Origin of the sequence: Arthrobacter sp. NPDC080073 (genome assembly GCF_040686575.1) — a bacterium.
Classification (GTDB): Bacteria; Actinomycetota; Actinomycetes; order Actinomycetales; family Micrococcaceae; genus Arthrobacter.
The window spans coordinates 1-14704 of record NZ_JBFBKR010000001.1 but is presented as its reverse complement, the minus strand read 5'-3'; the positions used below and the strand labels follow the sequence as shown (position 1 = coordinate 14704).

The window sequence follows — 14704 nt, the reverse complement described above, 5'->3', positions numbered from 1 at the left end:
ATGACTGCGCACACCCGCGAAAATACGTCGATGAGCGATGCCCAGGACAAGGCCGCAACCCTGATCGAGGCGCTGCCGTGGATCCAGCGCTTCGCGGGCACCACCATGGTGATCAAGTACGGCGGCAACGCCATGGTCAACGAGGAACTCCGACGCGCCTTCGCCGAGGACATCGTCTTCCTGCACCACGTGGGTATCCACCCTGTCGTAGTGCATGGGGGTGGACCGCAGATCAACTCGATGCTCGGCCGGCTAGGCATCGAATCCGAATTCAAGGGCGGCCTGCGCGTCACCACCCCCGAAGCCATGGACGTGGTCCGCATGGTGCTCACCGGACAAGTGGGCCGCGAACTCGTGGGCCTCATCAACTCCCACGGCCCCTATGCCGTGGGCATGTCCGGTGAGGACGGCGGACTCCTGCGTGCCGTGCGCACCGGCACCGTAGTGGACGGGGAAGAAGTGGACCTCGGCCTCGTTGGCGAAGTGGTGGGTGTTGATCCCACGGGTATCGAGGACATCCTCGACGCCGGCCGCATCCCTGTGATTTCCACGGTCGCCCCCGAGATCATTGACGAAGGGGACGGCACGGGCTCCACCACCGGGCAGGTCCTCAACGTCAACGCGGACACCGCTGCAGCGGCGGTTGCCTCGGCGCTGGGCGCATCCAAGCTCGTCATCCTGACCGACGTCGAGGGCCTCTACGCCAACTGGCCGGACAAGTCCTCGCTCATCTCCTCGCTGACGGCCACGGAGTTGCGGGAGATGTTGCCGCGCCTCGAGTCCGGCATGATCCCGAAAATGGCTGCCTGTTTGAAGGCCATCGACGAAGGAGTGGAGCGGGCCCACATTGTGGACGGCCGCCTCCCGCACTCCATGCTCCTGGAAACCTTTACGACCGCGGGCATCGGAACCCAGGTTGTCCCCGACGAGGAAGTGAACTCATGAACGAAACTGTTGGCCTGAGCCCGACCGGCGATAGGGGCCCCGCCCGCTCCGCGGTGCCCGACCACACCCGGGCCCCCATCGCCGGATCGGCCACCAAAGCTTCCGCCATGACAGGGGTGAGTAGCGGAGCCGACTGGCTGGCCCGCTACTCTTCTTCGCTCATGGGGGTCTTCGGCACCCCGCAGCGGGTCCTGGTCCGTGGGGCAGGGGCCCTGGTGTGGGACGCCGATGGCAAGGAATACCTGGACCTCCTGGGTGGCATTGCCGTGAACGCCCTGGGCCATGCCCACCCGTTCGTCACCTCGGTGATCGCAAGCCAGCTGGCCACCCTGGGCCACGTCTCCAATTTCTTCACGAGCCCCACGCAGATCGCGCTCGCCGAGAAACTGCTGGCCATCACCAAGGCTCCCGCCGGATCCAAGGTGTTCTTCGCCAACTCCGGCACGGAAGCCAACGAGGCCGCGTTCAAACTGGCGCGGCGCAACAGTGAATCCCCCGCCGGTGCAAAGTCAGCCAAACGCACCAAGATCATCGCCCTTGAAGGTGCCTTCCACGGCCGCACGATGGGTGCGCTCGCCTTGACCGCCAAGGAAGCGTACCGGGCGCCGTTCGAGCCGTTGCCCGGCGGCGTGGTGCACATCCCGTTCGGCGACATCGAGGCCCTCCGTGCCGCCGTCGACGAAACCACGGCCGCAGTGTTCCTCGAGCCCATCCAGGGCGAAGCCGGCGTCCGCCCGCTCAGTGTCGAGTACTTGCGGGCGGCCCGCGAAGCCACCACCGCGGCCGGGGCGCTGCTGATCCTGGACGAGGTCCAGACCGGCATCGGCCGGACCGGCAAATGGTTGGCCAGCGAAGACGCCGGAATCGTCCCCGACGCCGTGACCCTCGCGAAGGGCCTGGGCGGCGGCTTCCCGGTCGGCGCGCTCATCACCTTCGGCGAGCCGACGTCGTCCCTCCTGACCGCGGGCCAGCACGGCACCACGTTCGGCGGGAACCCGGTGGCAACGGCCGCCGCCCTCGCCACCTTGCATGCCATCGAAAACCAGGGCGTGCTCGCGAACGTGCTCGCCGTCGGCGCCCGGCTGCGGGCCGGACTGTCCGATGTCGACGCCGTCACCGAAGTGCGGGGCGAAGGCCTCCTGATCGGTTTCGACGTTGACGCCGACATCGCGCCCGCCATGGTGACCGCCGCGCTCGACGCAGGATTCATCATCAACAGCCCCGGCCCGCGTACTATCCGGCTGGCTCCGCCGCTCATCCTCACCACTGAGCAAGCCGACAGCTTCCTTGACGCGCTGCCGGGCATCATCAAGGCGGCTGCACCCGTGGCCGCTTCATCCCCGACCGCTGCATCCCCGGCCGCTGCACCCCTGACCGCTAAGGACGCACAGTGAACAGCACCACACGTCACTTCCTCAAGGACACGGATCTCACCCCGGCCGAGCAAGCCGAAGTGCTTGACCTCGCAGTCCGGATGAAGGCCGCCCCGTACAGCGTCCAACCATTCGCAGCGGACGGCAACGGGCGCAAGACCGTCGCGGTCATCTTCGACAAGACCTCCACCCGTACCCGGGTGTCCTTCGCAACCGGCATTGCCGACATGGGCGGCAACGCGCTCATCATCAATCCCGGCGAGGCGCAGATCGGGCACAAGGAATCCGTGGAAGACACCGCGAAGGTCCTCGAACGCATGGTCTCCACCATCGTGTGGCGCACCTCGGCGCACTCCGGCCTCGTAGCCATGGCCGAAAACTCCAAGGTTCCCGTCATCAACGCCCTGTGCGATGACTACCACCCCTGCCAGCTTCTGGCAGACCTCCTGGCGGTCAAAGAGCACAAAGGCGAACTCAAGGGCCTGACGATGGCTTACCTGGGCGACGCCGCGAACAACATGGCCAACTCCTACCTGCTGGCAGGCGTCACGGCGGGCATGCACGTCAGGATCTCGGGCCCGGAAGGCTACCTGCCGGCCGCCGGGATCGTTGCTGCTGCGCAGGAGCGCGCCGCCGAGACCGGCGGTTCCGTACTGATCACCACCGACGCCACGGAAGCCCTCGACGGTGCCGACGTCGTCGCGACCGATACCTGGGTGTCCATGGGCCAGGAAGCCGAAAAAGAAGCGCGCATGCAGCTCTTCCGCGAGTACTCCGTGGACGAGGCGGCCATGGCGCACGCCGCGCCGGACGCCGTCGTGCTCCACTGCCTGCCCGCCTACCGCGGCTACGAAATCTCCGCCGGCGTGATCGACGGGCCCCAGTCCATCGTCTGGGACGAGGCGGAGAACCGCTTGCACGCGCAGAAGGCGCTCATGGCGTGGCTGATGCATAAGTCGGGACTCGCCTTCGTCGACGGCCTTTCCCCCGTTGAAGGCACTGGCGAGAGCACGTTCTAGTGTCCATCCATCCTGCGTCACAAGGCGCCAGCCCCGCCACAAAGACCGCCCGGCAGGCGCGGATCACCGCGATCCTGACCGGCCAGTCGGTGCGCTCGCAAGCCGAGCTCGCAGCTTTGTTGGCGGACGACGGCGTGCAGGTCACCCAGGCGACCCTCTCCAGGGACCTGGTGGAACTCGGGGCGGTCCGCGTGCGCGGCAAGGACGGTGCCCTGGTGTACGCGGTGCCCGGCGAGGGTGGCGACCGCAATGCAAAGAGCGGTGTCACCCAGGAAATCCTGGACGCGCGCTTGTCGCGCCTCTGCGGCGAGCTACTGGTCACCGCCGAGGCTTCGGGCAACATCGTGGTGCTGCGGACGCCGCCAGGTGCCGCCAACTTCCTCGCCCTGGCAATCGACCACTCGGTGATGCCGTCTGTATTGGGTACGATCGCAGGCGACGACACCTTGCTTTTGGTTGCCAGGGATCCGGACGGCGGCGCCGAACTGGCAGCCAGATTCCTTCAGCTGGCCCAGGAAGCCGGACCGGGGAACTGATCTGTTCCACCCGGGCCTTCGGCCCGACCCAAGCATTCGACTCAAAAGAACCAAGCAACAACAAAGGAGCACTCTCGTGACTGAGCGCATTGTTCTGGCCTACTCCGGTGGCCTTGATACTTCCGTAGCCATCGGCTGGATCGGTGAAGCCACCGGTGCCGAGGTCATCGCCGTGGCCGTCGACGTCGGACAGGGCGGCGAGTCGCTGGAGACCATCCGCCAGCGTGCCCTCGGCTGCGGCGCCGTCGAGGCCTACGTGGCCGACGCCCGCGACGAATTCGCCAACGAATACGCCATGCCCACGCTGAAGGCCAACGCCCTCTACCAGGGCCACTACCCGCTGGTTTCGGCGATCTCACGCCCCGTGATCGTCAAGCACCTCGTCAAGGCCGCCCGCGAATTCGGTGCCACCACCGTTGCGCACGGTTGCACGGGCAAGGGCAACGACCAGGTCCGCTTCGAGGTCGGCATCCAGACCCTTGGCCCGGACTTGAAGTGCATCGCACCCGTCCGCGACCTCGCCCTGACCCGCGACAAGGCCATTGCCTTCGCCGAGGAAAAGGGACTGCCGATCGAGACCACCAAGAAAAACCCGTACTCGATCGACCAGAACGTCTGGGGACGCGCCGTCGAAACCGGCTACCTCGAGGACATCTGGAACGCTCCCACCAAGGACATCTACGACTACACGGCCACCCCGGAGTTCCCGCCGGCACCGGACGAAGTCACCATTACCTTCGAAGCCGGCATCCCGGTGGCCGTCGACGGGGTCAAGCGCACTCCGCTGCAGGTCATCCAGGAACTGAACCGCCGCGCCGGTGCCCAGGGCGTTGGCCGCATCGACGTCGTCGAGGACCGCCTGGTCGGCATCAAGTCCCGGGAGATCTACGAAGCTCCCGGCGCCATGGCCCTCATCACCGCTCACAAGCACCTCGAGGACGTCACCATCGAGCGCGAGCAGGCGCGCTTCAAGGCCACCGTCGGCCAGCGGTGGTCCGAGCTGGTCTACGACGGCCAGTGGTTCTCCCCGCTCAAGCGCTCCCTGGACGCTTTCATCGAGGACACCCAGAAGTACGTGTCCGGCGACATCCGCATGGTCCTTCATGGCGGCCAGGCCATCGTCAACGGCCGCCGATCCGACACCTCGCTCTACGACTTCGACCTCGCCACCTACGACACCGGCGACACCTTCGACCAGTCGCAGGCCAAGGGCTTCATTGAGCTGTGGGGAATGTCCTCCAAGGTCGCCGCAGGCCGCGACCTGCGGGTTGCGGGAAAGTAGCCCCTGTGGCTGAGCCAAAATCTGAAGCGACAAACACCGGCGCGCTGTGGGGCGGCCGGTTCGCCGGCGGCCCCGCAGATGCGCTTGCCGCGCTGAGCAAGTCCACGCACTTCGACTGGCGGCTGGCCCGCTACGACATCGCCGGTTCCAAGGCGCACGCGCGCGTGCTGCACAAGGCCGGTCTGCTCGACGACGGCGAACTCGAAGGCATGCTCGCGGCGCTCACCCTGCTGGATGACGACGTCGCGAGCGGCGCCTACCAGCCTGCCGAGAGCGACGAGGACGTGCACGGTTCCCTCGAACGCGGGCTCATTGAGCGCGCGGGAACCCAGTTGGGCGGCAAGCTCCGGGCCGGGCGTTCGCGCAACGACCAGGTGGCCACGCTGGGCCGGATGTTCCTGCGCGACCATGCCCGCATCATCGCCCGCGGCGTGCTTGCCACGATCGACGCCCTCGTTGAGCAGGCCAAGGCCCACCAGGGCGTGGCCATGCCTGGACGGACGCACCTGCAGCATGCCCAGCCTGTCCTGTTGAGCCACCACCTGCTGGCCCACGCCTGGGCATTGTTGCGCGACGTGCAGCGGTTCCAGGACTGGGACAAGCGCGCCGGTGTCTCCCCGTATGGTTCCGGTGCCTTGGCCGGTTCCTCGCTCGGCCTGGACCCTGAGGCAGTCGCCGCCGATCTCGGGTTCTTCTCGGCGGTCCACAACTCGATCGACGGCACCGCCTCGCGGGATGTCTTCGCCGAGTTCGCATGGATCTGCTCGATGATCGGCATCGACCTGTCGCGGGTCTCCGAGGAAATCATCGTGTGGGCCACCAAGGAGTTCTCCTTCGTGACGCTTCATGATTCGTACTCCACGGGGTCCTCGATCATGCCGCAGAAGAAGAACCCGGATGTCGCCGAACTCGCCCGCGGCAAGGCAGGGCGCCTCATTGGCAACCTGGCCGGCCTGTTGGCAACGCTCAAGGGCCTGCCGCTCGCGTACAACCGCGATCTGCAGGAAGACAAGGAACCGGTTTTCGACGCCGCGGACACCTTGGAAGTGCTGCTCCCGGCCGTGTCCGGCATGATTGCCACGCTCACCTTCAACACCGGGCGCATGGCATCCTTGGCACCGCAGGGCTTCGCGCTTGCCACGGACATCGCCGAGTGGCTGGTCCGCCAGGGTGTGCCGTTCCGGGAGGCGCACGAGCTCTCCGGCGCCGCGGTGAAGCTGGCTGAAGGACGCAGCGTTGAACTGTGGGACCTCACGGACGAAGAGTACGCGGGCATTTCCGCGCACCTGACCCCCGAGGTCCGCACCGTGCTCAGCACCGAAGGCTCGCTCAACAGCCGCAACTCCCAGGGCGGAACGGCCCCGGCCGCCGTCGAGCGCCAACTGCTTGCCCTCGAAGCAGAACTCGCAGCGGTACGGAAGTACGCGGCCTAGACACCAACGCTCGCTCACCTTTGGGCCGTTTCCGGCCAACGCTCGCTCACCGTTGGGCCGTTTTCCGACAACGCGCCTGCAGTAGCTGCAGGAGCGTTGGAGGTTTTCGAGCCATAGCTGAGCGAGCGTTGTCCGTTAACGGGCGTTAACCCTGTCGGATACTATGGCGCTATGACCGAGATCACTACCTCAGCGCTTCTTGCCGAGCTCCACAAAGCCGCCGGAACTGTCACCGACGTTGTCGCCAAGCTCGACGAGGCCGATGTCGCAGCTCCCTCCGAGCTGCCCGGGTGGACCCGCGGCCACGTGCTGGCCCACATTGCCGGCATCTCCAACGCCATGGCCCGCCAGCTGGAATACGCAGCCCGCGGTGAGACCATCGACCTCTACGACGGCGGCTACGAGGGCCGTACGAAGGCCATCGAGCTGGCGGCGAGCCACAGCCTCGCTGAACACCGTGCCGCTACGGAAGCTGCCCTCTCGCGGGCACTGAGGGCCTTCGACGGACTCGTGGAGTCCGGCTGGAACACCCGGATCAGCTTCCGGAATGGAACAGTGCTCGATGGCGGCCTGGCGCTCTGGCGCGAACTGGTCATCCACGTCTCGGATCTGGGAGTCGGCCGCGGCCCGGAGGTCTGGAGCCGGCAATTCTGCGAGCATCTCTTCGATTTCCTCTCGGCCCGTGTCCCGGCCGACCAGAAGCTCGTGCTTCAGCCACTGGGTCTTCCGCAGCTGGTCATCGGCTCCGGCCGGCAGTCCGTCGCCATCAACGGAATGATCACGGATATCGCAGCCTGGCTCGCCGGCCGGACGCCTAACCTGGGGAGCCTGCGGGCCTCTGCCGACGCGGACGGCGTTGACCTGCCGGAACTTCTCCCGTGGCCATCGAGCGTTCCCGCGGCCCACTAACGCCGGCGCGTTTGCTTGCCGCTGCCCGCCACAAGTGCATCGTGGCGTAGGAACGCCACGGGCTCACGTTGCGGAAGTCGGCAGGCAGGCCTTCCGAGGCCGCCAGGTTCTTGAGGCCGTTCCGGACTGCCGCATCGTTGGCGAGGAAGACGTCCGGGTCGCCGATGACCCTCATCGCCACATAGCCCACGGTCCAGGGTCCGACGCCGGGCAGCGGCAACAGTTTGTCCGCTAGCGTATGGGGGTCATCGCCGTAGCCGAAGTCGAGCTCCCCGCTGGCCATGGCTGCCGCCGCGGCCAGCACGGAATCTATGCGGCGCTGCGGACCCTTCAGCAGTTCCCGGCCCGAGCGGGCGATCTCCTCGGCCGTGGGAAAGAGGCGATCCAGGCCCGGAGCGCGTCCGCCGTGCCCTTCCGGCAGACGGGTTCCGGCGTCGGAAAGCTGGGTCAACGCCGTGCGGGCTGCGGCTACCGTGATTTGCTGGCCGATCATTGCGCGGACGAGGAGTTCCTGGGGATCCACTGCGCCCGGGACCCTGATCCCGGGCGTATCGCGGACAGACGGACCGAGCCTGGCATCGGCGGCCAACGCCTCGTCGATGGCCACGGGATCGGCGTCGAGATCGAACAATCGCCGCACCCGGCTGAGGAGTACGGGAAGATCGTGAAGATCCACCGTACTGACGGCGAGGGTCAGCGCGCCGCCGCGCGCCCCGGCGTCGTAATCCACCGTGAAGACCGCATTGCCGCGGGGCAAGCGGAGGGTTCGCGTATAACTGCTTGCGCTCGCCAGCTCGACGCCGGGAACCGCGCGGGCCGCGAGGAAATCGAAAATCCCCGTATCGAAAGGCTCCCGGTATGGCAGGTTGAGGGTCAGGGCGGTAGCCTCGCCTTGCCTGCCTTGGTGGCCCAAGGGCTTCGCGGTGGCCCGGAGCGCAGTGGGAGTCAGGGAGAAGACCTCGTTGATGGTGTCGTTGAACTGCCGGACACTGTTGAACCCGGCTGCGAACGCCACGTCCGAGAGTTTCATCGAGGTGGAGACCAAGAGCGTCCTGGCGGTCTGCGCACGGCGGGCCCGCGCCAAGGACAGCGGACCGGCGCCGAGTTCATGGCTGAGGATCCTGTTGAGCTGGCGGGAAGAGTAGCCCAGCCTGGAGGCGAGTCCTTCGACGCCGAACCGCGAGAGCGCGCCGTCGTTGATGAGCCGCATCGCCCTCCCGGCGACGTCCGAGCGCACGTTCCACGCCGGCGTGCCCGGAACCGCCTCCGGAAGACAGCGTTTGCACGCTCTGTACCCGGCCTCGTGCGCGGCGGCCGAGGTTTCGTAGAAAGTCACGTTTTCGGCCTTGGGTGTCCGGGCGGGGCACGACGGCCGGCAGTAGATGCCCGTCGAGCGGACGGCGGTGAAGAACTGGCCGTCGAACCGGGGATCCCGCGCATCGATGGCACGGTAGCGTTGCCAAAAGTCCATGGCTTCATCCTTTCAGCATCGGCAGGCCCCTCCTAGCGGAAATCGGACATTGCCGGCGGCGGATCCGGGCCGCGGATTTGCTAGGGTCTGGGCATGACAACGCAAGGCGCATCCCCGGAAGCCATCCGGGCCATTCTTTCCGGAGACCCGCGCGACGTTGCCCCTTTGCTCCTTGGCGCCGTGCTGAGCCACCGGACTCCTGAGGGCACGGTTTCCGTCCGGCTCAGTGAGGTGGAAGCGTATCTGGGTCCGCGGGGCTCGGCCCAACCCGATCCTGGATCCCATACCTTCGGCGGCCCCACCCCCCGGAACGCACCGATGTTCGGCCCGGCAGGGCACCTATACGTCTACTTCACGTATGGCATGCACTATTGCGCCAACATTGTCTGCGGTCCCGACGGCGTTGCGTCCGCGCTGCTGTTGCGGGCAGGGGAGGTGGTGGCCGGGCAGGCCCTGGCACAGTCCCGCCGTCCGGCGTCGAAGTCGCTGACCGACCTCGCCAGCGGGCCCGCCCGGCTTGCCTCCGCAATGGGGCTGACTACGGCGGACAGCGGCCGCGATGCCCTGGCTGAACCGTTCGGCCTCGAACTTCCGGTCACGCCGGCGGCCCCCTCGGCAGTCGCGAGCGGTCTCCGCGTCGGAGTATCCGGCGACGGCGGTTCCGCCGATTACCCGTGGCGGTTTTGGCTTTCCGGGGACCCCACGGTGTCCCGCTACAAGCCGGGCCGGAGCCGTGCCGTCGGGAAGCCTTTGTAGGAGCCGCTGTAGAAGCCCCTGAGGAATCCCGGGAGGATTCCCTCAGGCGGCGTGTTCGGTCCTGGTCGGTTCGGCGACGTACGCACAGTGGTTGTCGGGCACTTCGAAGGGCGCCAGGCGGCCGAGCAGCGAATCACGTACCTGGGGCCATTCGTCGCGCAGGATCGAGAAAACGGCGGTGTCGCAACGGCCGCCGTCAGGAGCGAAGCGGTGCCCGCGCAGCGTGCCCTCGTAGCTGGCCCCGAGCCGCTGGATTGCCGAGGCGCTGCGCGTATTGCGGGCATCGCAGCGGAAGGCAACCCGGTGGACGTCCAGGACATCGAAGGAGTAGGCCAGCAGCAGTTGCTTCGCGGCCGGATTGACGTGACTGCCCCAGAACGGCCGCCCGTAGAAAGTGCCGCCGATTTCCAGCCGCTGTTGGCGGGGACTGTACTCGCACAGGGAGGAGGTTCCGAGGAGTGCTCCCGTCCGTTGCTCGACGACGGCGAACGGTAAGGTTGCCGGATCTTCGAGGCGGGCCGCGAAGAGTCCGGCCAGTTCGGCGGCGCTCAAAGGCTGCTCGGCGGCCATGCCGGACCACATCCCGGAGTCCACGAAATCGAAGAGCGGACCGGCATGTGCGGGGGAGAGCGGGACAAGGCTGATGCCGTGTCGGGTCAGGGCAACGTCGTGCTGCATTGCAGCATTGAAGCACCACTGGGTACGGATGGAAAAGCTCACGAGGTTAGCGCCGGGTGAACATTGCGTGACGCACCGGCGTGGGGGCAGTTTCACGCACGTCAAGCAAAACCGCTGTAGAATGGACGGTCCGTCTTTTTCGATAGGGGAACGTTTCGATGCACGACGCTGATTTGATCCACGAGCGGGAGTACGTGGCCGGTCTCTACTCGCGCCTGGATGAGCTGCGAGAGGAAAAGCGCCAACAGCTGGCGCAGGTCCGGCGCGCCGGAGCGGTCGGCACCATGCAGAACGTTTCGGAAAGGGACGCCTTCGCGGCACTGTACGAGGACCGCCTTGCCCAGCTCGACGCCGTCGACGACCGTCTCGTGTTCGGACGGCTCGACCTGGACTCCGGAGAGGCGCAGTACATCGGCCGCATCGGACTGTCCACGGCGGATCTCCAGCGGCTGATGGTCGACTGGCGCGCCCCGGAAGCCGGCCACTTCTACCAGGCGACCGCGTTCGACCGGCAGGGCGTCCGCCGTCGTCGCCACCTGATCCTGCAAGGCCGCGAGGTCAAGGCGATCGAAGACGATGTCCTGGATGCCAGCATGCTGGCGGACAACGCCTCCCTCCAGGGTGAGGGCGCACTCCTCGCGGCCCTGAATTCCAAGCGCACCGGCCGCATGTCGGACATCGTCGGCACCATCCAGTCCGAGCAGGACCGGATCATCCGCTCGTCCATGTCGGGTGCCTTGGTTGTCCAGGGCGGTCCCGGTACCGGCAAGACGGCCGTCGCGCTCCACCGCGCCGCCTACCTGCTGTACACCCACCGTGACCGCCTGAAGTCAGCGGGCGTGCTGCTCGTTGGACCTTCGTCGTCGTTCATGCACTACATCGAGCGGGTCCTGCCGTCCCTCGGCGAGACCGGCGTCGTCATGGCGAGCCTGGGCCGCCTCATGCCCGGTATCCATGCCGTCCCTGAAGCGGATCCCGACATCGCAGCGCTCAAGGGCAAGCTGAACATGGCGGAGGTCATTGCCAATGCCGTGGCCAACCGGCAGCGGACTCCCGCAGAGGACCGCATCCTGGAGGTCGATTCCCGTAAGCTCACGCTGTCCGTGCGGCAAGTCCGGCGCGCCCGGGACAGGGCGCGCGCCACCGGCAAGCCGCACAACGAAGCGCGGGTGACGTTCGTGAAGATCCTGCTCCGCGAGCTGACGGAGCAGCTCACGGAGATCGTCGAGGAAGCGAACATCGGCAACAATGCCGACCGTTCCTACCTCGCCGAAGATGTCCGTTCGGCGCGCGATGTCAGGATCGTCCTGAACCTGTGCTGGATGCCCATGACGCCCGAGAAGCTCGTTTCCGAGCTCTTCAGCAAGCCCGCCATCCTGGAAGCCTGCACTCCGCACCTCACGCCGGCGCAGCGCGCCCTCCTGCTTCGTCCCGCGGATGCGCCGTGGACGGAAGCCGATGTTCCGCTGCTCGACGAGGCCGCTGAGCTCCTGGGCGAGCTGGATCCTGCCGCCGGCAGGGGACTGGCACAGCAAGAGCACGACCGTGCCCGCGACATCGCCAACGCCAAGCAGACCCTGGTCAACATGGAGGCCATGGGCGTCGACGTGTTGATGACGGCCGAGGAACTGGCGGACCAGAACCAGGAACGCGAAACGCGACTGACCGCGGCAGAGCGAGCCACGAGCGACCGTTCGTGGGCGTTCGGACACATCGTGGTGGACGAAGCCCAGGAACTCTCGCCCATGCAGTGGCGGCTTTTGGTCCGCCGCTGCCCGTTGAAGTCCTTCACGATCGTCGGGGACATCGCCCAGACGAGCTCCTCTGCCGGTGCGAATTCGTGGCAAAGTGCCCTCGCGCCGTCGTTCGGTGACCGCTGGCAGCTCGAAGAACTCACCGTCAACTACCGCACCCCCTCGCAGATCGCCGAAGCGGCGGTCCGCATGGCGAACCGCGCGGGGCTGGTTGTTTCGGCTCCGAAGGCCGTCCGTGAGGGCAAATGGTCGCCCATCGTGGACCGCGTGGACAAAACCGGGATAGTGGACAGGCTCGTCGAAATCCTTCCGGAAGAACTGGAAGCGATCGACGGCGGCCTCCTCGCCGTGATTGCCGACGGCGCCCTCCTGCCGCAAGCCGCAGCCGCCCTTCGTCGGGTCTATGGCCACCGCGTAGGCACCGGAGCGGGCAGCTACTCCCAGGACATCGTGGTCATCAGTCCGAAGGAAGCCAAGGGCTTGGAGTTCGATGGCGTAGTTGTTCTTGAGCCTGCTGCCATGCTGAACCACGAACACCGGAAGGTGGGCGATCTCTACGTCGCCATGACGCGTCCGACGCAGCGGCTGCGCCTCATTACCGCCGCACCGTTGCCTGCGGGCATCGAGCGCTGAGCCAAGCAAGCAAGCCCGACCGCAATCCTGCTAACTTAGAACTCGTGTCACACGTAAACAACCTCGAGTCCCAGCACAACGACCCGAGCTTTGCCAATATCTGGCAAGAGCTCAAATGGCGCGGCCTTATCCACGTTTCCACTGATGAAACGGAATTGGAAAAGCTGCTCGGCGGGGACCCGATCACGTATTACTGTGGCTTCGATCCCACGGCTCCGTCCCTGCACCTTGGCAACCTTGTCCAGCTCCTGCTCATGCGCCGCCTGCAGTTGGCCGGCCACAAGCCGCTCGGCCTGGTGGGCGGCTCCACCGGCCTGATCGGCGATCCGCGCCCGACGGCGGAACGCACCTTGAACACCAAGGACACCGTTTCGGAGTGGGTTGGCTACCTTCAGGCCCAGGTCCGCCGATTCCTCAGCTTCGAGGGTGACAATGCGGCACGCATGGTGAACAACCTTGACTGGACCGCGCCCTTGAGCGCCATCGATTTCCTGCGCGAAATCGGCAAGCACTTCCGCGTGGGCACCATGCTCCGCAAGGATGCCGTTGCCTCCCGCCTCAGCTCCGATGAGGGCATCAGCTACACCGAGTTCAGCTACCAGATCCTGCAGGGCATGGATTACCTCCAGCTCAACCGCGACTACGATTGCGTGCTGCAGACCGGCGGTTCGGACCAGTGGGGCAACCTCACGAGCGGCACGGAACTCATCCGCAAGGTCGATGGGAAGGTTGTCCACGCCCTCGGCACGCCCCTCATCACCAACTCGGACGGAACGAAGTTCGGTAAGAGCGAAGGCAACGCCATTTGGCTGGACGCCCACATGTGCAGCCCCTACGCCTTCTACCAGTTCTGGCTCAACACCGCGGATGCCGACGTCGTTGACCGCCTCAAGGTCTTCACTTTCCTGAGCCGCGCCGAGATCGAGGAACTCGGAACCGCTGTTGCCGAGCGCCCATTCGCCCGCGAGGGCCAGCGCAGGCTCGCCTACGAAGTCACCTCGCTGGTGCACGGAGTCGATGCGACGGAGAAAGTGATCGCTGCTTCGGCTGCGCTGTTCGGCAACGGCGATCTCTCGGTTCTGGACGAAGTGACCTTGGCGTCCGCAACGGCTGAGCTGCCGTCTGCCTCGATCGGCGCGGATGGCCTGGGCATCGTCGATCTCTTGGTTGCTTCCGGACTGTCCGAGAGCAAGTCTGCTGCCCGACGCACGGTGGGGGAGGGCGGCGCCTACGTGAACAACAGCAAGGTAACCGATCCGGACGCCGTGATCGACCAGGCGGAACTGCTTCACGGCCGGTACCTGTTGTTGCGCCGCGGGAAGAAGAACCTGGCCACCGTCGAAGTGACCGTCTGACCTTCTATTGCACGCTCCTCCGGGCCGACTTGCGCGGCTCCGGGGGAGCGTGTATCGTTTTCTGAGTCGCTGCCGCTGAAGCGGATAAATTGCGACAAAATCCCATGGAATGTGAATAATCCGATTCAGACCAATAGTCTGGGAATTGGATGATTTATAGACTCTGCGGGGAAATTCGATTCACTTGGGTGAATTTCCGGAGAAATTCTGGATTTGCAAAGTTGAAATGAATGAAATAAAGTAGAAGCATCGCAGCGAGGAAATACGGAACATCGAATTCAATCGAATTTGTTCCGCGAAGTACTCGGATTGTGTCTGTTGTTTGAGAACTCAATAGTGTGCCAAGTTTGTTGATACCGATTTTTTATTAAATTGGTTGTTTTGGCTGGTCCTGTGTCACCTCCGTGGTGCGGGGCTGGTTTTTTACAGCTGGTTTCAAATTTTGTGCAGCCTGGCCGTCCGTTATTTCCGGTGGTTGTGGTTGTGTCTGTTTTTGTTTTACTTCAACGGAGAGTTTGATCCTGGCTCAGGATGAACGCTGGCGGCGTGCTTAACACATG

General features: G+C 65.6%; 12 protein-coding genes. 10 read left to right on the top strand and 2 right to left on the bottom strand.

All coding sequences use genetic code 11. From position 1 onward, the window contains the following. The 7 genes from argB to AB0O52_RS00030 all read left to right on the top strand — a co-directional run bounded on the left by argB (position 1) and on the right by AB0O52_RS00030 (position 7497). Positions 1 to 945 carry an acetylglutamate kinase gene (argB, locus tag AB0O52_RS00060; RefSeq protein WP_364531585.1) on the top strand — a complete coding sequence of 315 codons (945 nt, stop codon included), beginning with the start codon at positions 1 to 3 and terminating at the stop codon, positions 943 to 945. A 107-nt stretch (positions 946 to 1052) separates the two neighbouring features. Further along, positions 1053 to 2339, top strand: coding sequence for an acetylornithine transaminase (locus AB0O52_RS00055; RefSeq protein ID WP_364532655.1), 1287 nt, complete (start codon positions 1053 to 1055; stop codon positions 2337 to 2339). Next, positions 2336 to 3337 (top strand): ornithine carbamoyltransferase, encoded by a 1002-nt coding sequence (gene argF / locus AB0O52_RS00050; RefSeq protein ID WP_364531582.1) that lies wholly within the window; start codon positions 2336 to 2338, stop codon positions 3335 to 3337. Before AB0O52_RS00055 ends, argF begins: the two co-directional genes overlap by 4 nt. Beyond that, a complete protein-coding gene (locus AB0O52_RS00045) occupies positions 3337 to 3873 on the top strand; it encodes an arginine repressor (RefSeq protein WP_364531579.1) in 537 nt (178 codons plus the stop codon). The genes argF and AB0O52_RS00045 overlap by 1 nt, the downstream gene beginning before the upstream one ends. Positions 3874 to 3949: 76 nt before the next feature. Next, entirely contained in the window at positions 3950 to 5155 is a 1206-nt protein-coding gene (locus AB0O52_RS00040; protein ID WP_364531576.1) for an argininosuccinate synthase, read from the top strand. A 5-nt stretch (positions 5156 to 5160) separates the two neighbouring features. Beyond that, positions 5161 to 6588 carry an argininosuccinate lyase gene (argH, locus tag AB0O52_RS00035; RefSeq protein WP_364531573.1) on the top strand — a complete coding sequence of 476 codons (1428 nt, stop codon included), beginning with the start codon at positions 5161 to 5163 and terminating at the stop codon, positions 6586 to 6588. A gap of 171 nt (positions 6589 to 6759) precedes the next feature. Next, positions 6760 to 7497 (top strand): maleylpyruvate isomerase family mycothiol-dependent enzyme, encoded by a 738-nt coding sequence (locus tag AB0O52_RS00030; protein ID WP_364531570.1) that lies wholly within the window; start codon positions 6760 to 6762, stop codon positions 7495 to 7497. On the opposite strand, the gene AB0O52_RS00025 is transcribed toward AB0O52_RS00030, so the two are convergent. Continuing rightward, positions 7403 to 8968 carry an AlkA N-terminal domain-containing protein gene (locus tag AB0O52_RS00025; RefSeq protein WP_364531567.1) on the bottom strand — a complete coding sequence of 522 codons (1566 nt, stop codon included), beginning with the start codon at positions 8966 to 8968 and terminating at the stop codon, positions 7403 to 7405. The two genes, AB0O52_RS00030 and AB0O52_RS00025, sit on opposite strands and share 95 nt — an antisense overlap. A gap of 93 nt (positions 8969 to 9061) precedes the next feature. On the opposite strand from AB0O52_RS00025, the gene AB0O52_RS00020 reads away from it, so the two are divergent. Next, positions 9062 to 9724, top strand: coding sequence for a DNA-3-methyladenine glycosylase (locus tag AB0O52_RS00020; protein ID WP_364531564.1), 663 nt, complete (start codon positions 9062 to 9064; stop codon positions 9722 to 9724). 42 nt (positions 9725 to 9766) lie between these two features. On the opposite strand, the gene AB0O52_RS00015 is transcribed toward AB0O52_RS00020, so the two are convergent. Further along, positions 9767 to 10402 carry a GNAT family protein gene (locus tag AB0O52_RS00015; RefSeq protein ID WP_364531561.1) on the bottom strand — a complete coding sequence of 212 codons (636 nt, stop codon included), beginning with the start codon at positions 10400 to 10402 and terminating at the stop codon, positions 9767 to 9769. A gap of 158 nt (positions 10403 to 10560) precedes the next feature. On the opposite strand from AB0O52_RS00015, the gene AB0O52_RS00010 reads away from it, so the two are divergent. Beyond that, positions 10561 to 12789 carry an AAA family ATPase gene (locus AB0O52_RS00010; RefSeq protein ID WP_364531558.1) on the top strand — a complete coding sequence of 743 codons (2229 nt, stop codon included), beginning with the start codon at positions 10561 to 10563 and terminating at the stop codon, positions 12787 to 12789. A gap of 44 nt (positions 12790 to 12833) precedes the next feature. Next, entirely contained in the window at positions 12834 to 14144 is a 1311-nt protein-coding gene (gene tyrS, locus AB0O52_RS00005; RefSeq protein WP_364531555.1) for a tyrosine--tRNA ligase, read from the top strand. The last annotated feature ends 560 nt before the right edge of the window (positions 14145 to 14704 follow it).